This is a genomic window from Citrobacter sp. RHBSTW-00986, assembly GCF_013783065.1.
Taxonomy (GTDB): domain Bacteria; phylum Pseudomonadota; class Gammaproteobacteria; order Enterobacterales; family Enterobacteriaceae; genus Citrobacter; species Citrobacter braakii.
Window position 1 is genome coordinate 4,351,599 of record NZ_CP056200.1, and the last position, 18,403, is coordinate 4,370,001.

22 protein-coding genes are annotated in these 18,403 nt (G+C 52.8%); 6 read left to right on the forward strand and 16 right to left on the reverse strand.

Going from position 1 to position 18,403, the window contains the following annotated elements:
• Positions 1-59 precede the first annotated feature (59 nt).
• Complete coding sequence (locus HV345_RS20980) at positions 60-710, forward strand: LysM-like peptidoglycan-binding domain-containing protein (RefSeq protein ID WP_016151435.1); 651 nt, start codon at positions 60-62, stop codon at positions 708-710.
• A gap of 54 nt (positions 711-764) precedes the next feature.
• On the opposite strand, the gene HV345_RS20985 is transcribed toward HV345_RS20980, so the two are convergent.
• The 6 genes from HV345_RS20985 to HV345_RS21010 all read right to left on the reverse strand — a co-directional run bounded on the left by HV345_RS20985 (position 765) and on the right by HV345_RS21010 (position 4,195).
• Positions 765-1,688, reverse strand: a complete 924-nt coding sequence (locus tag HV345_RS20985; RefSeq protein WP_181636020.1) for a DMT family transporter — start codon at positions 1,686-1,688, stop codon at positions 765-767.
• Between the two features lie 143 nt (positions 1,689-1,831).
• On the reverse strand, positions 1,832-2,281 hold the full coding sequence (gene rplI / locus HV345_RS20990; protein ID WP_003025676.1) for a 50S ribosomal protein L9: 450 nt from the start codon (positions 2,279-2,281) through the stop codon (positions 1,832-1,834).
• 41 nt (positions 2,282-2,322) lie between these two features.
• Entirely contained in the window at positions 2,323-2,550 is a 228-nt protein-coding gene (gene rpsR / locus HV345_RS20995) for a 30S ribosomal protein S18 (RefSeq protein ID WP_000135199.1), read from the reverse strand.
• Positions 2,551-2,554: 4 nt separating this feature from the next.
• Positions 2,555-2,869: a primosomal replication protein N gene (gene priB / locus HV345_RS21000; protein ID WP_003025674.1), complete on the reverse strand. Its 315-nt coding sequence runs from the start codon at positions 2,867-2,869 to the stop codon at positions 2,555-2,557.
• A 6-nt stretch (positions 2,870-2,875) separates the two neighbouring features.
• Positions 2,876-3,271, reverse strand: coding sequence for a 30S ribosomal protein S6 (gene rpsF, locus HV345_RS21005; protein WP_016151433.1), 396 nt, complete (start codon positions 3,269-3,271; stop codon positions 2,876-2,878).
• A gap of 159 nt (positions 3,272-3,430) precedes the next feature.
• Entirely contained in the window at positions 3,431-4,195 is a 765-nt protein-coding gene (locus HV345_RS21010; RefSeq protein WP_101700308.1) for a TSUP family transporter, read from the reverse strand.
• A 297-nt stretch (positions 4,196-4,492) separates the two neighbouring features.
• Here HV345_RS21010 and yjfY point away from each other — a divergent pair, with 297 nt between their 5' ends.
• The gene (gene yjfY / locus HV345_RS21015; protein WP_016155520.1) at positions 4,493-4,768 is read left to right on the forward strand and encodes a DUF1471 family protein YjfY; all 276 of its coding nucleotides are present in this window, start codon (positions 4,493-4,495) and stop codon (positions 4,766-4,768) included.
• A 130-nt stretch (positions 4,769-4,898) separates the two neighbouring features.
• On the opposite strand, the gene HV345_RS21020 is transcribed toward yjfY, so the two are convergent.
• From HV345_RS21020 to ulaA, 6 genes are read right to left on the reverse strand one after another with little or no spacing between them, the layout of a single operon-like run.
• The gene (locus HV345_RS21020; RefSeq protein ID WP_047358892.1) at positions 4,899-5,585 is read right to left on the reverse strand and encodes an L-ribulose-5-phosphate 4-epimerase; all 687 of its coding nucleotides are present in this window, start codon (positions 5,583-5,585) and stop codon (positions 4,899-4,901) included.
• The gene (locus tag HV345_RS21025) at positions 5,585-6,439 is read right to left on the reverse strand and encodes an L-ribulose-5-phosphate 3-epimerase (protein ID WP_016151429.1); all 855 of its coding nucleotides are present in this window, start codon (positions 6,437-6,439) and stop codon (positions 5,585-5,587) included. The genes HV345_RS21020 and HV345_RS21025 overlap by 1 nt, the downstream gene beginning before the upstream one ends.
• Positions 6,440-6,448: 9 nt before the next feature.
• A complete protein-coding gene (gene ulaD / locus HV345_RS21030; protein WP_046275837.1) occupies positions 6,449-7,099 on the reverse strand; it encodes a 3-keto-L-gulonate-6-phosphate decarboxylase UlaD in 651 nt (216 codons plus the stop codon).
• A 12-nt stretch (positions 7,100-7,111) separates the two neighbouring features.
• Positions 7,112-7,579: a PTS ascorbate transporter subunit IIA gene (gene ulaC / locus HV345_RS21035; RefSeq protein WP_016151427.1), complete on the reverse strand. Its 468-nt coding sequence runs from the start codon at positions 7,577-7,579 to the stop codon at positions 7,112-7,114.
• An 11-nt stretch (positions 7,580-7,590) separates the two neighbouring features.
• Positions 7,591-7,896, reverse strand: coding sequence for a PTS ascorbate transporter subunit IIB (gene ulaB, locus HV345_RS21040; protein ID WP_016151426.1), 306 nt, complete (start codon positions 7,894-7,896; stop codon positions 7,591-7,593).
• Between the two features lie 15 nt (positions 7,897-7,911).
• Entirely contained in the window at positions 7,912-9,309 is a 1,398-nt protein-coding gene (gene ulaA, locus HV345_RS21045; protein ID WP_016155515.1) for a PTS ascorbate transporter subunit IIC, read from the reverse strand.
• 367 nt (positions 9,310-9,676) lie between these two features.
• Here ulaA and ulaG point away from each other — a divergent pair, with 367 nt between their 5' ends.
• Both ulaG and ulaR read left to right on the forward strand, forming a co-directional pair.
• Positions 9,677-10,741, forward strand: a complete 1,065-nt coding sequence (gene ulaG, locus HV345_RS21050; RefSeq protein ID WP_049282114.1) for an L-ascorbate 6-phosphate lactonase — start codon at positions 9,677-9,679, stop codon at positions 10,739-10,741.
• A gap of 106 nt (positions 10,742-10,847) precedes the next feature.
• On the forward strand, positions 10,848-11,603 hold the full coding sequence (gene ulaR / locus HV345_RS21055) for an HTH-type transcriptional regulator UlaR (protein WP_047414946.1): 756 nt from the start codon (positions 10,848-10,850) through the stop codon (positions 11,601-11,603).
• Here the strand turns inward: ulaR and yjfP are convergent.
• On the reverse strand, positions 11,600-12,349 hold the full coding sequence (gene yjfP / locus HV345_RS21060) for an esterase (protein WP_181636021.1): 750 nt from the start codon (positions 12,347-12,349) through the stop codon (positions 11,600-11,602). The two genes, ulaR and yjfP, sit on opposite strands and share 4 nt — an antisense overlap.
• A 181-nt stretch (positions 12,350-12,530) precedes the next feature.
• On the opposite strand from yjfP, the gene bsmA reads away from it, so the two are divergent.
• Positions 12,531-12,860: a biofilm peroxide resistance protein BsmA gene (gene bsmA / locus HV345_RS21065; protein WP_029139740.1), complete on the forward strand. Its 330-nt coding sequence runs from the start codon at positions 12,531-12,533 to the stop codon at positions 12,858-12,860.
• A 147-nt stretch (positions 12,861-13,007) separates the two neighbouring features.
• The gene (gene yjfN, locus HV345_RS21070) at positions 13,008-13,283 is read left to right on the forward strand and encodes a DUF1471 family protease activator YjfN (protein WP_016151420.1); all 276 of its coding nucleotides are present in this window, start codon (positions 13,008-13,010) and stop codon (positions 13,281-13,283) included.
• 85 nt (positions 13,284-13,368) lie between these two features.
• On the opposite strand, the gene HV345_RS21075 is transcribed toward yjfN, so the two are convergent.
• The 3 genes from HV345_RS21075 to rnr all read right to left on the reverse strand — a co-directional run bounded on the left by HV345_RS21075 (position 13,369) and on the right by rnr (position 18,385).
• Complete coding sequence (locus HV345_RS21075) at positions 13,369-14,991, reverse strand: isovaleryl-CoA dehydrogenase (RefSeq protein WP_016155511.1); 1,623 nt, start codon at positions 14,989-14,991, stop codon at positions 13,369-13,371.
• Positions 14,992-15,120: 129 nt separating this feature from the next.
• Positions 15,121-15,852 carry a 23S rRNA (guanosine(2251)-2'-O)-methyltransferase RlmB gene (gene rlmB / locus HV345_RS21080; RefSeq protein WP_003830482.1) on the reverse strand — a complete coding sequence of 244 codons (732 nt, stop codon included), beginning with the start codon at positions 15,850-15,852 and terminating at the stop codon, positions 15,121-15,123.
• Between the two features lie 70 nt (positions 15,853-15,922).
• Entirely contained in the window at positions 15,923-18,385 is a 2,463-nt protein-coding gene (gene rnr / locus HV345_RS21085; RefSeq protein ID WP_094761025.1) for a ribonuclease R, read from the reverse strand.
• Positions 18,386-18,403 lie beyond the last annotated feature (18 nt).

Below are 18,403 nucleotides of genomic sequence, written 5' to 3' on the forward strand. Positions count from 1 at the left end.
TAGCATTAGCCATCTATACTCTATGATCGAGGAACGAGACGCGGAGCAGGAGGAAAGCCATGCCCGGGCGCTTTGAATTAAAACCAACCCTGGCGAAAATCTGGCATGCACCGGACAATTTTCGCATTATGGATCCGCTACCGCCTATGCACCGACGCGGCATTATAATTGCTGCTATCGTGCTGGTGATAGGCTTCCTGCTGCCCTCCAGTGACACCAGCGATGCCCCTGTGGTTACGCGTACTGCCCAGCTGGATTTACAGTCACAGTCGCAGCCGCCGACCGAAGCTCAACTGCAGGCACAGTTGGTCGCCCCGCAAAACGATCCGGGCCAGGTCGCTCCGCTTGCGCCTGAGCCAATCCAGGAAGGAGAACCAGACGCGCAGCCGCAGGCTCAGCAATCTCAGCCGCAGACGCAACCTTTCCAACAGGATAGTGGAATTGAGCAGCAGTGGCGCTCCTATCGCGTAGACTCGGGCAAAACGCTGGCGCAGGTATTCCGTGACCATAACCTCCCGCCAACCGATGTATACGCAATGGCGCAGGTTGAAGGTGCCGGAAAACCGCTGAGCAACCTGAAAGACGGCCAGATGGTACAAATCAGGCAGAATGCCAACGGCGTGGTAACGGGATTAACCATTGATACCGGTAATGGTCAGCAGGTACTGTTTACTCGACAACCTAACGGCAGTTTTATTCGCGCCCGTTAACCAGCACACCTGTAGACCTGATAAACACAGCGCATCAGACATCAAGGTGAAGCGTCAGCGCTTCACCTTGTTCACCCACCAGATCCCGGAACAGACCAGCACCAGCGCCAGCGCATATTTCCATTCGAGAATGTTTTCGCCGAGGAATATCGCCGACAGAACCGCCCCCGAAACCGGGATCAGGAAGTTAAACGGCGCAATCATCCCCACGCGGTTATGCTTGAGCAGAATACTCCACAACGCAAAAGCGACCGAAGAGAGTAACGTCAGGTAGCCCAGAATCGCCACCGATGACGCGCCATGTACGGTCAGCGTGCCACCAAAAGCGTAGCCGCCGATAACCAGCGCCAGACCGCCGACACCCAACTGATATCCTGTCATTACCGTCGGGTCTACCGTCTGAGAAATGCGTTTACCGTATAACGTGGCGGCAGAAAGAATAAAGGCCGCCATCACCACTGAACCGTCCCCTAACAGGCTGAAGTTAAAATCCAGTCCGCTGCTAAAGTTCACCACCATTACACCGGTAAAGCCCAGGATACAGCCCAGCACTTTGTTGTAGCTCAGCTTGTCGTTCTGATAGATAAAATGGGCCAGCAGCACGCTGAAGAAGGTGCCGGTCGCGTTCATGATCGACCCCTTCACCCCCGTCGTGAACGCCAGGCCAATATAGAAGAAAATGTATTGCAGCGAGGTTTGCGTAAGTCCCAACAGCGTGAGCTGACCGTACTGACGCGGGCTTAACCGGCCAATCGGTTTACGCTGCGCCAACGCCAGCAATAGCAGCAATAATCCAGCAAACAGGAAGCGATAGCCGGCAAAGACAATTTTTGAAGGAATGTCATCCGTGGCAATCTGGAAGATCTCATATCCGCTTTTGATCGCCGGATAGGCGCTCCCCCACAGCAGACAGCAGAACGCTGCGCTCAGGTAGACAACATTTTTACGCGCAAACAGAGGTTGGTGCGTTGGTTCCATTCCATCACCATTTTAAAATAATGTTTTATTTTTATGATTATCCCGAAAAGGATAAAGAATAGCCAGAGCGAAAAGCGGAGGGAACAGAAAAGCAAAACGCCGACACAAGGCCGGCGCTTTTACGCGGTAATCAGAATAAAAACTTATTCTGCAACTACGTTTACAGTCAGCTTAGCAAACACTTCGCTGTGAACCTGGAAGCTCACTTCGTGCTCACCAGTGGTACGCAGAACGCCGTTCGGCAGACGAACTTCGCTCTTAGCTACTTCAACGCCAGCTGCAGTTACAGCGTCAGCGATGTCGCGAGTACCGATGGAACCGAACAGTTTACCTTCGTCGCCAGCTTTAGACGCGATGGTTACGGTTTCCAGTGCGTTGATTTTCTCAGCACGAGCTTCAGCAGCGGACAGAACGTCAGCCAGTTTAGCTTCCAGCTCAGCGCGACGCGCTTCGAAAAATTCAACGTTTTTCTTGGTAGCAGGAACAGCTTTACCCTGTGGTACCAGGAAGTTACGAGCATAGCCCGCTTTAACGTTAACCTGATCACCCAGGCTACCCAGGTTTGCTACTTTATCAAGCAGAATAACTTGCATTACCTTATCCTCTCAAAGTCGTATTAATGGACCGTGACCGATTACTGATGACGATCAGTGTACGGCAGCAGGGACAGGTAGCGAGCGCGTTTGATAGCGCGAGCCAGCTGACGCTGGTATTTTGCACGGGTACCGGTGATACGGCTTGGGACAATCTTACCGCTTTCGGTGATGTAGTTTTTCAGCGTAGCGATATCTTTATAGTCGATCTCTTGAACGCCTTCCGCGGTGAAACGGCAGAACTTGCGACGACGGAAATAACGTGCCATATGGCTAGTCTCCAGAATCTATCAATTCAATCTGCTCGGCATGCAGAACCATTTTGCTCAGGCCGTTCTTTGCCTTGTGGCAAGAGATGAACCCCTGAACGGTCACTGCGCTACCGACCGTTATACTGTGAGTAATGGCCTGGTTTTCGTGTCCGCTAATAATAACGGGCATTTGGCACCACGCCTGCCGGTGAAACCCGGCTTCCTCCTGCACAGAACGATGCTCAAGCACGAACTGGCAATGAGGAATTCCTGATGGACTGACCTTTCGAAGGGGAGCCCTGCACACGGTGCCGGACAACGCCAGACGGTTGGTCATCAGAAATTACTCTTCAGAATCCCCAGCTTCAGCATCATCTGCGGTTTCGTTAGCGAAATCATCGCGACGTTCACGACGCTCGTCTTTCGCTTTAACCATCGGAGATGCTTCGGTAACAGCGTGTTTAGTACGCATAACCATGCTGCGGATAACGGCATCGTTGAAGCGGAAGGTAGTTTCCAGCTCATCGATCACTTCCTGCGGCGCTTCAACGTTCAGCAGAACGTAGTGAGCTTTGTGCAGTTTGTTGATCGGGTAAGCCAGCTGACGGCGGCCCCAGTCTTCCAGACGGTGGATCGTGCCTTCTGCACCAGTGATGGCAGCAGTGTAGCGTTCGATCATACCCGGAACCTGTTCGCTCTGGTCAGGATGGACCATAAAAACGATTTCGTAATGACGCATCGAATTGCTCCTTACGGATTATTCAGCCTCCTGTCTGGGTCAGCCGAGGCCCGGGGAGGCAAGGAACGTGTTAAAGGTCGGCTGAAAAATTGACGCGTCATAATACTGGCGCCTGCCACTAAACTCAAGGTAATTGTACGATTATTTATCATGTCGCCATTAATACATATCCAGCAGCATTTTGACGCTGATGCAAATGGAGACAATGACAATCATGGGTCGGATAACTTTCTTGCCGCGCGTTAGTACGACCGTCGCGCCAAGACGTGCGCCGAGGGACTGCCCGGCAAACATCACCAGCCCCAGCGACCAGATCATTTTACCGCCAAAAATGAAGAACAATATCGAGGCGATGTTGGACGCCAGGTTAATAAAATTCGAGTGAATTTGCGCCTTATCGATGCTGTATCCCCACAGCAGGATATAGCTGAGGGTATAAAAGGAGCCAGCCCCGGCACCGAGAAAGCCGTCATAAAAGCCAATGCATCCCCCGCCGATCAACGAGAAGAGAAACAGGGATACCTGCTGCTTTCTTTTCGGTTCGCTGAGATTTGGCGCCAAAATAAAGTAGATAGCGACCGCGATAATCAGGATCGGGAGCAGTTTCTTCAGCAGCTCCGGTTCAATGAACTGGATAAGCGTCGTTCCCATCGCAGAACCGATAAAGGCAGATAAAAACACATACTTGTGCTCCTGCACGTTGATATGCCCCCGGCGTAAAAAATAAATCCCGGAGGTCAGCGAGCTGCCCAGCGCCTGAATTTTATTGGTTGCCAGCGCATTCGCCGGGGGTAAACCAGAAATTAACAGTGCGCCAATCGAGAGAAAACCACCGCCGCCCGACACCACGTTAATAAAGCCTGCCACTAGCGCGACCATAAACATAATCACAAAGTAGCTGAAATCCATGAATGAAGTATCCATAAGTTTTTGCCTTATTATCATAAAGTTATATTAATTATCCGGCTCACTATAAACGGCGTACTCACCCGATTAAATTGACTATTTGGTAAGTGCTTATGCGCGAAAGACAGGTATTTTTCACCGCGCGGTACACACCAGCGGCCTGTTAATAAAAGAAAAGATGGCTATGCGGTAATTTTTTGAACAACTGCATCAGAAATGGTCGCTATCGACTGCGCCGGTAACGGTTAAAATTACATCAGAAGCTAATCACTCACAGGAGAGAGGCAACCAGAGACCGCAGTCGAGGAGGTACATATGCGAGCCCGTGTTTTGACCCTTCTGGCTATGCTTTTGCTTAGTGCAAATGCAACGGCAGCCATCAAAATTGACAATCATCAGGCCAGGAATATGGACGATGTGCAGAGCTTAGGCGTCATTTACATAAATCATAACTTCGCCACTGAAAGTGAAGCCACTCAGGCCCTGAATGAAGAGACCGATGCGCAAGGCGCAACCTACTACCACGTGATCCTCACCAGGGAACCCGGTAGTAACGGAAATATGCACGCCAGTGCAGACATTTACCGCTAGCACCAGAAATAACCAACGAGAACATTGCTGCAGTTTAATTTGCCCCCTTCACAGGGGGCTTTTTTTGCAAAAAAGTCCCGAAGCCAGATCGATAACATCACCTGAATGATTGGGCTCCAGGACTTAGTCGTTACTTCTGTCCGTAATAGGCGTTTGGACCGTGCTTACGCATGAAATGCTTATTCATCAGATAACTGTCGATGGGGCTAAGCGCCGGATTAATGCCACGCGCAATCCATGCCATTTTTGCCACTTCCTCCATCACCACGGCGTTATGTACCGCATCGTGAGCATCCTTGCCCCAGGCAAACGGGCCATGCTGGTACACCACTACGCCAGGCGTATGCAAAGGTTCCACCTCCCCCAGCGTTTCGACAATCACCTTACCGGTATTTAGCTCATACTCGCCCTGAACTTCAGCTTCAGTTAACGCCCTGGTGCAGGGAATATCGCCAAAGAAGTAATCCGCATGCGTCGTGCCGAACGAGGGAATTGCCAGACCCGCCTGCGCCCATGCCGTCGCGTGGGTTGAGTGGGTGTGCACCACGCCGCCGAGAGAAGAATAGCGGCGATACAGCACCAGATGGGTGGCGGTATCAGAAGAAGGACGATAGCGCCCTTCCACTACGTTGCCGGCCAGATCCACAACCACCATGTCATCTACCTGCATCGTTTGGTAGTCGACGCCGCTAGGCTTAATCACCACCAGACCGCGCTCGCGGTCAATGGCGCTGACGTTCCCCCAGGTGAACGTCACCAGCCCGTAGCGCGGCAAATCCATATTGGCCTCAAAAACCTGCTGTTTAAGTTTTTGCATTACACCGCCTCCACCAGACCTGCGCTGGCCATTCGCGCCTTCACCCAGTCGCGCGCCTTCGCGACTTCACGTGCCGGGTCGTCCGACGTTTCACTCCACATCTCAATCAGGTATGGTCCGCAGTACCCACTCTGTTTGAGCGTCGCAAAACAACGTTCGAACTCAACAACCCCTTCACCAAACGGCACATTTTTGAATACACCGGGTTTGGTATCCTTCACGTGTACGGCAACAATATGACCCATCCCAGCCTGCAGCTCCATCTGCACGTCGTTATCCCACGCCGACAAATTGCCAATATCGGGATACAGCTGGAACCACGGATTGTTGAGATAGTGGGCATAACCCAGTGCCTTGCTGATCGAATTCATCAGCGGATAATCCATGATTTCCATCGCCAGCGTCACCTGCGCGCGGCTCGCCATCTCCACGCTCTCTTTCAGCCCATCGCGAAACCGACGACGCGTTTCGTTATTGGCCTGCTGGTAATAGACGTCGTAACCCGCCAGTTGAATAACGCGAATACCGATATCCTGCGCAAACTGAATGGCTTTACGCATGATCTCCAGCCCCTGTTCGCGCACCGCATCATCTTCACTGCCAAGCGGGAAACGACGATGAGCGCTCAGGCACATGGACGGTACGCGTATCCCTGTCTCGGCGATAGCGGCCACCAGCGCCAGTCGCTGCTCGCGGCGCCAGTCAAGACGCGCCAGGCGATCGTCGGTCTCATCAACCGATATTTCGACAAAATCAAAGCCCAGTTCCTTCGCCAGCTGCAAGCGTTCCAGCCAGCACTCCCCGCCGGGGAGCGCTTTTTCATAGATACCGAGCGGGACCTGTTTCGACAGCATAGTCGCTCCTTATCCCCACAGTTGGGCGATGGAACGTTTGAACTGACGCGCAGCGTCTACCGGAGAGGCGGCATCGCGAATGCTGCGTCCGGCAATAAAGACGTGGATAGGGATCCCCTGGAACAGCGGCAGATCCTCCAGCGCCAGGCCGCCGGTGACGGTGACCTTAAAGCCCATATCAGAAAGGCGTTTGATGGCGCTGATATCTGCCTCTCCCCACGCCACACCCGCCGCCTGCGCGTCACGGCTGCGGTGATATACCACTTGCCCAATGCCCGCGTCACGCCACTCCTGCGCCTGCTCCCAGGTCCAGTAACCAGTCAGTTCAATCTGCACGTCGCCGTTAAATTCTTTCGCCACCTCCAGCGCCCCCCTGGTGGTGTTGATATCCGCACAGCAGATGACGGTAACCCAGTCAGCGTTGGCTTCGAAACACATGCGCGAGAGGATTTTACCCGCGTCGGCGATTTTGGCATCCGCCAGCACAATTTTATGCGGATAAAGCGCCTTCAGATCGCGTACGGCGCGCACCCCCTCTGCCACGCAAAGAATCGTGCCCACCTCAATGATATCGACCTCTTCGGCAATCAGACGCGTCGTTTCATAGGCGGAAGACATTGATTGGTTATCCAGCGCAACCTGCAACATAGGTAATGACATTTTGGTATCCTTTTAAACAGCCGCCGCAGTGGCGTTATCAATTAAATCCAGCACTTCCTGCGCGGTACGGCAGGCGCGTAAACGGTCGAAATTGGCTTCGTCGTCAAAGAGATTCACGATCTGCATGATGCCGACTTCCTGATGTGTGTTGGCGTCTACTGCCGCCATGGTGATCAGGATGTCGACCGGGTCGTTATCTTCGTGGTTAAACACCAGCGGTGTTTTCAGCGTCACCAGCGCAAAACCGGTTTTCTTGACCCCTTCCTCTGGACGGCCGTGCGGCATCGCCAGGCCGGGCGCAATCACAAAATACGGGCCGAACTGTTCGACTCCGTCGAGGATGGCCTGGTAGTAGCGTGGTTCAACCACATCAGCCTTAACCAGCAGATCCACGCTCAGCTTTACCGCTTCCTGCCAGGAACTGGCCTCGGCCTGTAAAAGGATGGCGTTATTGTCTGCCAGCGAATCACGTAATTTCATAGGCCGCCTCCTTACTTCACGTCCTGAGGGAAATGCGCGTTGATCACTTCCAGCAGTTTTGGTCCAAAATCGGCGGGAGACAACATGTTGCGTACGCCAACAACATATTTATTGCCTGATACGGTAATCTCACCGGCGATATGGGTAGAAGCGATGATGATATCCGCGCCGCTCAGTTCACTTTTGTATTCGCCTACTGCGCAACTGTTTACCGTATGGTCAATATTTGACTGGGTTAAAAACTGATCCACCTTCATCTTCATGATCATGGAACTCCCCTGCCCATTGCCACATACAGCCAAAATACGTACGGTCATAATCGGAACTCCTTATTAAGCAGAGTGTTCTGCCAGTTGTTTTTCTGCGTCTTCCTCAGCGCGCAAGGTGCGTCCTGCGAAAAACATATAAGCCAGTGCAATCAGAATAATGACGGCCATAAACACGATGCCGATGGAGGCAAAGCCCTGCATCATCGGCGGCGCCAGAATTGACCAGTCCGCCATGCCCATCCAGGCACTCATCCCGGTGAGCTTCACCGCCCAGACGCAGCCGAAGATTTCGATCATCCCCATCACCAGGCAAATCTTGAGCGCCGCGCGCCAGCCGCCAAAGTGGTTAGCAAACACGCCGATAGTCGCGTTCGAGAAGAACATCGGAATAAAGCCAGGGATAATCAGAATAGAAGAGCCGCAACCCACCAGGATGCCCACCGCAATCAGTTGGCCGATGGTGCCCCACATAAAGCCCCAGACCACCGCGTTGGGCGCAAAGCTATAAATCGCCGCGCAGTCGATAGCCAGCACTGCACCCGGGATCAGACGTTGAGAGATACCGTTGAACGCTTCTGAAAGCTCAGCAACGAACATACGTACGCCCTGAGTGATAATGAAAATAGCGACGGCAAACGAAAAACCGGTCTGCAGGATATAGACCGTCCAGTGGGTTTTACCCGCCATCGCCTGAACCACATCAATACCGAAAGAGAGCAGGATCGCGCCGAAGAAGAGGGTCATAACAATCGCGGTAGAAACGATGTTGTCATGGAAGATATTCAGCCAGCCCGGCAGCTTCAGATCTTCAACACTCTCCTCTTTCTTACCCAGATAAGGCGCGACTTTGTAGGCAATCCATGAAGCGAACTGCTGCTGGTGACCGATGGAGAAACCGCAGCCGTCGGTCACTTCCTGCGTCGGCTTGTACATCATATTGGAAGTAATGCCCCAGTAGAGGGACACCAGCACCGCGGTGCAGATGATAGTGGTCCACATCGGGTAACCAAAGATGTAGAGAGAGACGGCAATCAGGCCCGCCTGCTGGAACATAATGTGGCCGGTCAGCATGATGGTGCGAATGCCGGTAATACGCCGTAGCAGTACGTAACAAATATTCAGCGCCAGCGCCAACAACACCGCATAACCCACCCAGCTATAGGCATCGCCCATACGTTCGATGGTTGCCATCATGGAGGCATAGGTATCGGAAATCGCACCATTGATACCGTAAACTTCAGACATCTTCGCCACCACCGGTTTAAACGTGCTGGTCAGAATGCCCGATCCCGCTTGCAGCAACATAAAACCGATAATCGTTTTGATCGTGCCTTTGATAATAACGCTGACGCTTTTACGCAGCAGGATGTAACCAAGACAGGTCACAATACCCAACAGCAAGGGCGCGTTGGTCATAACCTGATTAAAAAAGACGGTAAAGATGTTGTAGAGGATCTCCATAACGATCTCCAGTAGACGAAGTTGCTGAACATTCATTACAGATGCCCAGGATGTTGTGCCCTCACTCTAATTTTCAAAAATAATCACAACAAGATTGAATTTGATTAAATGTGATGCAGTACGCAAATAATTCACACACTTGCAGAGTGGCTTTACTTCTAATTCATCGCTTCCAAAATAAACTCTATTAAAACAATAAAATACAAAACCAACATTCAAGTAGACCATCCTGTCACGCTGTGATTTGATCACATTTCCCCGTTGAACAGCGAAAATCAACGCATTGCCTTCTTGAAAAAATGATGTCAATATCAATCAAAACAAATCATAAATTGACTTAATCTGAATAAATATGAAGGTAAATGCGATGAGTAAAGTAAAAAGCATCACGCGTGAATCATGGATCCTGAGCACATTCCCGGAGTGGGGAAGTTGGCTGAATGAAGAGATCGAACAGGAGCAGGTCGCCCCGGGCACATTCGCTATGTGGTGGCTTGGCTGTACCGGCATCTGGCTGAAGTCGGAAGGCGGGACGAACATTTGCGTCGATTTCTGGTGCGGGACGGGTAAACAGAGTCACGGTAACCCGCTAATGAAAACCGGCCACCAGATGCAACGCATGGCTGGGGTGAAGAAACTGCAGCCAAACCTGCGCACCACGCCGTTTGTTCTTGATCCGTTTGCAATTCGACAGATCGATGCGGTGCTGGCGACACACGATCATAACGATCACATCGACGTGAATGTCGCGGCCGCCGTCATGCAAAACTGCGCCGATGACGTGCCATTTATCGGGCCGCAAACCTGTGTGGATCTGTGGATGGGTTGGGGTGTGCCAAAAGAGCGCTGCATCGTGGTAAAACCAGGCGATGTGGTGAAAGTGAAAGATATTGAAATTCATGCGCTTGACGCGTTTGATCGTACGGCATTAATCACGCTACCTGCCGATCAAAAAGCGGCAGGTGTGCTGCCGGATGGTATGGATGCCCGTGCGGTAAACTACCTGTTCAAAACACCGGGCGGTACGCTGTACCACAGCGGAGACTCGCACTACTCTAACTACTACGCAAAGCATGGCAACGAGCACCAGATCGACGTTGCGCTCGGCTCCTATGGTGAGAATCCGCGCGGGATTACGGACAAAATGACCAGCTCCGACATGCTGCGCATGGCGGAAGCGTTGAATACGAAAGTGGTGATCCCTTTCCATCATGACATCTGGTCAAACTTCCAGGCCGACCCTCAGGAGATCCGCGTACTGTGGGAGATGAAAAAAGATCGACTGAAGTATGGCTTTAAGCCGTTTATCTGGCAGGTGGGCGGTAAGTTCACCTGGCCGCTGGATAAAGATAACTTTGAATATCACTATCCGCGCGGCTTTGATGACTGCTTCACGATTGAACCGGATCTGCCGTTTAAATCCTTCTTGTGACCCCTACAAAATGCCGGGATATTCCGGCATTTTTTCCCATTTACTTTAGTATTTCCAGGCTATTTCAAATATCATCTTTTCAAATCAATTTGTATCGGAATAGCTCATGACTGAAGCACAAAGACATCAAATATTGCTGGATATGCTGGCGCAGTTGGGCTTTGTTACCGTTGAGAACGTGATTGAGCGTCTGGGGATTTCACCAGCCACAGCACGCCGGGACATCAATAAACTCGACGAAAGCGGCAAACTCAAGAAAGTCCGCAATGGCGCAGAAGCCATTACTCAGCAACGTCCGCGCTGGACACCTATGAATCTGCATCAGGCGCAGAACCACGATGAAAAAGTTCGCATTGCCAAGGCCGCATCCCAGCTTGTAAATGCGGGTGAAAGCGTGGTGATCAACTGCGGATCAACCGCCTTCCTGCTTGGTCGTGAAATGTGCGGCAAGCCAGTGCAGATCATCACCAATTATCTGCCGCTGGCGAACTATCTGATCGACCAGGAGCATGACAGCGTGATCATCATGGGAGGGCAATACAACAAAAGCCAGTCCATCACGCTTAGTCCGCAAGGCAGCGAAAATAGCCTGTATGCCGGACACTGGATGTTTACCAGCGGTAAAGGGTTGACCGCGGACGGACTGTATAAAACCGATATGCTAACCGCGATGGCTGAGCAGAAGATGCTTAACGTAGTGGGTAAACTGGTGGTGCTGGTCGATAGCAGTAAGGTCGGTGAACGCGCGGGGATGCTGTTCAGTCGCGCCGATCAAATCGATATGCTCATTACCGGAAAAAACGCTAACCCTGAGATTCTGCAACAACTTGAAGCTCAGGGCGTAAACATCGTGCGCGTTTAAAGGTGCTGGCGAAAAAACGTTACCGTCGCTGCCAGCGCCTCTGGCGTGATGCGGTGGCGCACGCCCGCTTCCCACAGGCAGGTTAAATTGTTATCCAGCCCTGCCTGAATCAGGGCCTGTTGTAAGCGGAAGGTTTCAACCGCGGGCACCACATCGTCCTCCTGTCCATGCCACAACAGCAACGGTCTGTCGGCCAGGCGTTGTAGCTGATGCGTAACGTCCCATTCGGCGAGCGGTGCGATAACGGCATCGAACTCTGCCTGCTGCTCTGGCGTCTGGACTCGTAAAGGGGGAAAAAGCGTCTGTGCAAGACTGGTAAAATAGCCCGAACCCATCAGGCTGGCTACACATTTAACCTCGGGATGGCGGGCCATAATGCCCAACGCCGTCATGCCTCCCATCGACGCCCCCGCAACAGCAAGTCTTTCATCTGATAGCCAATTTTCCGCCACCAGCGCCGCACGTAACGTCGTAAACTCCTGCATGTTTTGCTGCAATATATGCCAGAAGCGGAACATTCGCTCCTGAGCATCACCGTTGAAGCGGGCACCATGGTCGGGCGCATCTGGCATGACAACCCGGAATCCGGCCTGAGCCAGAGCAACGGCAAAATAGCTATAGACCAGACTTGAAGATGTAAACCCGTGATAGAAAATAATGCAAGGGAGTGAACTCTCGCGTTTGCCAGCCGGAACGGCGTGCAAGACAGGGATACCAGCCAACTGTCGTGTTTCAATTTCGATCATTTGTCGCCTCTTTTTTTCTGGTATGCCATGCAGCAATACTTAACGCAAGCGAATGTGTTCGGCAATGATTCATAATGTTGAGAACTGGGTTACGCTTTCGCAACATTTTCATTCGAAAATCGCGTGAGAGATAACACTTCGGGAACATTCCCCTAAAGGGAAATTGATAAGGCACTACACTATGGCTATCAGGAAACGAGATAGAGTTATGCGTCGGTTTGCCTCTTTATTGCTGGTGATGCTTTTAAGCGCCTGTAGCGTGCTACAGGGAACGCCGCAACCCGCACCGCCCGTTGCCGACCACCCGCAGGAGATCCGCCGTGACCAGAGTAATGGGTTACAGCGAATAGGAACGGTCAGCGCGCTGGTAAGAGGCTCTCCGGATGATGCGCTGGCAGAGATCCGTGACAAAGCCGTCGCGGCTAAAGCTGATTACTACGTGGTTTTATTAGTGGATGAAACCATCGTGACAGGCCAATGGTATTCACAGGCTATTTTGTATCGTAAATAACATTGGGTTGGAATTTAGTCAGCTTTACATTGCTTTGCGCCGCTATGCGTTTACCTGTGCACAATAAACCAACAGCAGGAAGCTTGAGGTTTATGATCGCGATGGAATGCCCTGCCGTGTGTAGGGGTACGAATAATGGAGCTGACGATGAAACAATCACTTGCCTTATCCTCACTGCTGCTTTCTGCCGGACTGGTAGGTACTACGGCGCAGTCTGCCGAGTTCGCCAGTGCTGACTGCGTTACAGGCCTGAACGAAATTGGCCTGATATCTGTCAGTAACATTGCAGGGAATCCGCAGGATGTAGAACGAGTAGTCGCGTTAAAAGCGGATGAACAGGGTGCCTCATGGTATCGGATCATTCAGATGTACGAAGACCAGCAGCCCGACAACTGGCGCGTACAGGCCATACTCTATGCTTAACAGATTGCCGGATGGCGTAAACTTATCCGGCCTACATTGAATGTAGGCATGATAAGGCGCGCCAGCGTCGCCATCAGGCATATTATTACCGTAATCCCCCCGTTGCCCGCAGGAGCAAGTCGTTCAGCACCTGTTCGGACAATCGTAGTCCACCACGCGTATCGAGCATCATTTGACACCAGGCCTGCGCCACTGGCGGAGAGGCATAGCGCAACATCTGCGCCCCGCAACCGAGCAGGAAAAGCTGCTGTGTAATCTCCCGTCCCAACTCCTCGCTGGGTTTACGTAAACGCTGCTGTAGTTGACGTACCATTCGATCGTAATGTCGGTCTTGCCCTTTTACCTCAGCAAAGGCTTCGCTGAGCATATCGTATATGCCGGGTTGTTTTGTCAGCACCCGCAATACATCGAGGCACATAATGTTGCCAGAGCCCTCCCAGATACTGTTTACCGGCATCTCACGATACAGGCGCGGCAACTCACTCTCCTCGCAGTAGCCAATCCCGCCGAGCACTTCCATCGCCTCTGCAACAAACGGCATACCGGCCTTGCAAACAGAGAATTTCGCTGCTGGTGTGAACAACCTGGCCCACAGAGATTCTTTGGCATCAGCGCGACGGTCCCAGGCCCGCGCCAGTCGGAACAGTAACGCCGTCTGACCTTCCAGTTGGAGCGCCATCCGACCTAATACCTGGCGCATCATCGGTTGTTCGATCAATGGTTTGCCAAAAACCTGTCGCTGGTGCGCATGGTAAATCGCGACAGAAAAAGCACGTCGCATCATGCCATGACTGCCGAGCGCACAGTCAAAACGCGTCATCCCACCCATTTTCAGGATATGACGTATACCTTCCCCTTCTTCACCCAATAGCCAGCCAATCGCATCGTGGAATTCAACCTCGCAGCTGGCGTTGGAGCGATTGCCTAACTTATCTTTCAGCCGCTCCAGACGGATAGCATTACGCTGCCCGTCGGGTAAAAATCGCGGTACAAAAAAGCAGGATAAGCCTCCCTTTGCCTGGGCCAGCACCAGATGGGCATCGCTTTGCGGCACGGAGAAAAACCACTTATGTCCCACCAGCCGATACGAGCCGTCTGTAAGACGTTCTGCCTGAGTGGTATTACTCAGCACATCTGACCCCCCCTGCTTCTCGGTCATTCCCATGCCGATCAATAACCCACGCTTTTGCCCTCCGGGCAGTAAATGCGAGTCATAACGGTCGCTTAGCAGCGGCGTAAACCAGTCGTGAAAGGGGGCAGGTAACATCTGAAGTAACAACGGCGTGGCGGCAAAAGTCATGGTAACCGGACACAACGTGCCCGCTTCCACCTGCGCATGCAGCATGAAACGGGCCGCCCGGGCAACAAATGTTCCCTGCCTCGCGTCTTCTTCCCAGGCCAGATTATGTACGCGATTGGCGCACAATCCCTGCATCAGTAAATGCCAGGCAGGATGAAAACGCACATCATCCAGCCGCTGACCCTGCGAGTCGTAGCGCAACAACTCGGGTGGAAAAGCATTGGCCAGACGGCCAAGCTCGAGCGACTCGGCAGTCCCTAGCTGCTGACCAATACTGGCGAGAAGATCGCTATCCCAGCCAGCGCCTTCACGGATAACCGCTTCACACAGCGCGCCATCGGACAGATATAAGTTGCTGTTATTGAGCGGTACAGGTTGGTTAAAAACGGTATGCGTTTGCCAGTGCATTGTGTCTCCCTCCGTCAATGGCCGTCACCTTAAGTATGGTCAGGCAGAGGGCTGCACGCATGGGACAACGGTCACAAAAAAGCCATCCGGAAGGATGGCTTGAGAGAAGAGAGAAATGAGGGAGATAGTTTAGCCGCGCTGGCGTACAGCCTCAAACAGGCAGATGCCCGTCGCAACTGAAACATTCAGCGACGAAACGCTCCCAGCCATCGGGATGCTGATCAGTTCGTCACAGTGTTCGCGGGTCAAACGACGCATACCTTCACCCTCTGCGCCCATCACCAGCGCCAGACGTCCGGTCATTTTGCTCTGGTAGAGAGTATGATCAGCTTCACCTGCGGTTCCGACGATCCAGATATTCTCTTCCTGCAGCATACGCATAGTGCGCGCCAGGTTGGTCACACGGATCAGCGGTACGCTTTCTGCCGCGCCGCAGGCCACTTTTTTCGCCGTTGCATTCAACTGCGCAGAACGATCCTTCGGTACGATAACAGCATGGACGCCAGCAGCATCGGCGCTACGCAGGCATGCCCCCAGGTTATGCGGATCGGTAACACCATCGAGGATCAAAAAGAACGGCTGATCGAGCGTAGCAATCAGATCCGGCAGATCGTTTTCCTGATACTGACGACCCGGCTTCACGCGAGCAATAATTCCCTGATGTACCGCACCCTCGCTTTTCTCATCCAGGAACTGGCGGTTAGCCAGCTGAATGACAACACCCTGTGCTTCCAGTGCGTGGATCAGCGGCAGCAGGCGTTTATCTTCACGACCTTTGAGAATAAAGACGTCCTGGAAGCGCTCAGGCGCACGTTCCAGCAGAGCCTGCACCGCATGGATGCCGTAAATCATTTCACTCATGAATGTACTCGTTAATAGTTTATGCGTAACGCGGGCAACGCGAGGTTGCCCGACTTACTGTTTATGGCTGTTATTGCGCGACTTTCTTTTTCGTCGCGCGTTTAGCTTTGGTGGCGGCAGCGATTTTAAGCGTTTTTGCCGATGGCTTTTTCGCTTTTTTATCGCCTTTCTTCTCAGCCGTTTTTTTATCCGCCTGAGGTTTGGCTCTGCCTTTCTTCTCGCCGCGGAAAGCGCTATCCGGCTCGAAATTTACTTTTTTGCCCATCTGACGACGCTTACCGGTATTTTTACCCGCATCGCCTTTTTTCGCTCTTTCACGCGCGGTTTTACCTTCATTGCGCGGTGCACGTTCGCTGGAGATCAAACTGAAGTCGATTTTACGCTCGTCCATGTTGACCGCTTCCACGCGAACTTCCACGCGATCGCCCAGGCGATACATTTGACCGCTGGATTCCCCCGTCAGACGCTGCCCAACCTGGTCAAAACGATAGTAGTCGTTATCCAGGGAGGAGACATGCACCAGACCGTCGATAAACAGCTCATCAAGACGGACGAAGAAACCAAACCCGGTAACGCTGGCGATCACGCCTTTGAAGACATTACCTACCTGATCCAGCATAAAGTCGCACTTCAGCCAGTCAGAGACGTCGCGTGTGGCTTCGTCAGCACGGCGCTCGGCCATCGAACAGTGTTGACCCAGCTGCAGCATCTCTTCCATCGAATAATGGTAGCCACCCGTTTCCGTGGTATTGCCTTTATGGCCCTGCTCCTGCGCCAGCAGATACTTAATCGCCCGGTGCAAGGAGAGATCCGGGTAACGACGGATCGGCGAGGTAAAGTGTGCATAAGATTGCAACGCAAGACCAAAGTGACCGCGGTTTTCCGGATCGTAAATCGCCTGCTTCATTGAACGCAGCAGCATAGTTTGCAGCATTTCTGCGTCAGGACGGTCAGCAATCGACTCCAGCAGTTCAGCGTAATCACGCGGCTCGGGTTTATTACCGCCGGGCAGCTCCAGCCCCAGCTCCGCCAACACCGAACGGAACGAATTAATCGCTTCGGTCGTCGGCTTATCGTGAATGCGGAACAGTGCCGGCTCTTTGGCTTTCTCAACGAATCGCGCCGCTGAGATGTTCGCCATGATCATGCACTCTTCAATCAGTTTGTGCGCGTCATTACGCTGCGTCTGCTCAATACGCTCAATACGGCGTTCAGCATTGAAGATAAACTTCGCTTCTTCACTTTCAAACGAGATACCGCCACGCTCTTCACGCGCTTTATCCAGCACTTTGTAGAGGTTATGCAGCTCTTCAATGTGTTTAACCAACGGCGCGTACTGCTCACGCAGTTCCTGATCGCCCTGCAGCATGTGCCAGACCTTGGTGTAGGTCAGACGCGCATGGGAGCTCATAACCGCTTCGTAGAATTTAAAGCCTGTTAAGCGGCCTTTCGAAGAAATGGTCATTTCACAGACCATACACAGCCTGTCCACCTGCGGGTTGAGCGAACACAATCCGTTAGACAGCACTTCCGGTAGCATCGGAACAACCTGCGATGGGAAGTAGACGGATGTGCCACGGCTGCGCGCTTCCTGGTCCAGCGGAGTCGGCGGGCGAACGTAATAGCTTACGTCAGCAATCGCCACCCATAAACGCCAGCCGCCGCCGCGTTTCTTCTCGCAGTAAACCGCATCGTCGAAGTCACGCGCATCTTCGCCATCGATAGTGACCAGCGGCAGGGAGCGCAGATCGACACGTCCGGCTTTCGCTTCCTCCGGCACTTCTTCTTTCAGGCCAGCGATCTGTTTTTCGACCGCCTGAGGCCAGATATACGGGATTTCATGAGTACGCAGCGCCATATCAACGGCCATGCTGGTTCCCATGTTGTCGCCCAGGACTTCAACAATTTTACCCACCGCTTTAGTGCGACGCGTCGGACGCTGGGTCAGCTCAACCACGACCACGAAACCCATACGAGCACCCATCACCTCTTCCGGCGGGATCAGGATATCAAAGCTCAGGCGGCTGTCGTCAGGGACGACAAACCCAACGCCAGCGTCGGTGAAGTAGCGACCGACAATCTGGCTGGTTTTCGGTACCAGTACGCGCACAATACGCGCTTCGCGACGACCTTTACGGTCCGCTCCCAGCGGCTGTGCCAACACCTGATCGCCATGAATACAGGTTTTCATCTGCTCGCTGGACAGGTACAGGTCATCTTTGCGGCCTTCAACGCGCAGAAAGCCGTAGCCATCACGGTGGCCAATAACGGTACCTTTCAGCAGGTCAAGACGCTCCGGCAGCGCATAGCACTGACGACGAGTGAAGACCAGTTGCCCGTCACGCTCCATGGCGCGCAGGCGGCGACGCAGCGCTTCTTGCTGCTCTTCACCTTCAATGTTGAGTTCAGCGGCCAGCTCATCGCGGTTGGCCGGTTTTTCACGTTTAGTTAAATGTTCGAGGATAAATTCCCGGCTCGGGATAGGATTCGCGTATTTTTCTGCTTCGCGTTCCTGGAAAGGATCTTGTGACATCGAGGTTCCTCCATTGTC

Excerpts from the sequence above, each read along its gene's own strand:
- ulaA (WP_016155515.1), bottom strand. The coding sequence starts at position 9,309 with ATGGAGATCCTCTACAACATCTTTACCGTCTTTTTTAATCAGGTTATG.
- HV345_RS20980 (WP_016151435.1), top strand. The coding sequence starts at position 60 with ATGCCCGGGCGCTTTGAATTAAAACCAACCCTGGCGAAAATCTGGCAT.
- HV345_RS20985 (WP_181636020.1), bottom strand. The coding sequence starts at position 1,688 with ATGGAACCAACGCACCAACCTCTGTTTGCGCGTAAAAATGTTGTCTAC.
- rplI (WP_003025676.1), bottom strand. The coding sequence starts at position 2,281 with ATGCAAGTTATTCTGCTTGATAAAGTAGCAAACCTGGGTAGCCTGGGT.
- ulaG (WP_049282114.1), top strand. The coding sequence starts at position 9,677 with ATGAGTAAAGTAAAAAGCATCACGCGTGAATCATGGATCCTGAGCACA.
- bsmA (WP_029139740.1), top strand. The coding sequence starts at position 12,531 with ATGGCTATCAGGAAACGAGATAGAGTTATGCGTCGGTTTGCCTCTTTA.
- ulaD (WP_046275837.1), bottom strand. The coding sequence starts at position 7,099 with ATGTCATTACCTATGTTGCAGGTTGCGCTGGATAACCAATCAATGTCT.
- rlmB (WP_003830482.1), bottom strand. The coding sequence starts at position 15,852 with ATGAGTGAAATGATTTACGGCATCCATGCGGTGCAGGCTCTGCTGGAA.
- yjfP (WP_181636021.1), bottom strand. The coding sequence starts at position 12,349 with ATGATCGAAATTGAAACACGACAGTTGGCTGGTATCCCTGTCTTGCAC.
- HV345_RS21010 (WP_101700308.1), bottom strand. The coding sequence starts at position 4,195 with ATGGATACTTCATTCATGGATTTCAGCTACTTTGTGATTATGTTTATG.
- yjfN (WP_016151420.1), top strand. The coding sequence starts at position 13,008 with ATGAAACAATCACTTGCCTTATCCTCACTGCTGCTTTCTGCCGGACTG.
- rnr (WP_094761025.1), bottom strand. The coding sequence starts at position 18,385 with ATGTCACAAGATCCTTTCCAGGAACGCGAAGCAGAAAAATACGCGAAT.
- HV345_RS21020 (WP_047358892.1), bottom strand. The coding sequence starts at position 5,585 with ATGCAAAAACTTAAACAGCAGGTTTTTGAGGCCAATATGGATTTGCCG.
- yjfY (WP_016155520.1), top strand. The coding sequence starts at position 4,493 with ATGCGAGCCCGTGTTTTGACCCTTCTGGCTATGCTTTTGCTTAGTGCA.
- rpsF (WP_016151433.1), bottom strand. The coding sequence starts at position 3,271 with ATGCGTCATTACGAAATCGTTTTTATGGTCCATCCTGACCAGAGCGAA.
- priB (WP_003025674.1), bottom strand. The coding sequence starts at position 2,869 with ATGACCAACCGTCTGGCGTTGTCCGGCACCGTGTGCAGGGCTCCCCTT.
- ulaC (WP_016151427.1), bottom strand. The coding sequence starts at position 7,579 with ATGAAATTACGTGATTCGCTGGCAGACAATAACGCCATCCTTTTACAG.
- ulaB (WP_016151426.1), bottom strand. The coding sequence starts at position 7,896 with ATGACCGTACGTATTTTGGCTGTATGTGGCAATGGGCAGGGGAGTTCC.
- ulaR (WP_047414946.1), top strand. The coding sequence starts at position 10,848 with ATGACTGAAGCACAAAGACATCAAATATTGCTGGATATGCTGGCGCAG.
- rpsR (WP_000135199.1), bottom strand. The coding sequence starts at position 2,550 with ATGGCACGTTATTTCCGTCGTCGCAAGTTCTGCCGTTTCACCGCGGAA.
- HV345_RS21075 (WP_016155511.1), bottom strand. The coding sequence starts at position 14,991 with ATGCACTGGCAAACGCATACCGTTTTTAACCAACCTGTACCGCTCAAT.
- HV345_RS21025 (WP_016151429.1), bottom strand. The coding sequence starts at position 6,439 with ATGCTGTCGAAACAGGTCCCGCTCGGTATCTATGAAAAAGCGCTCCCC.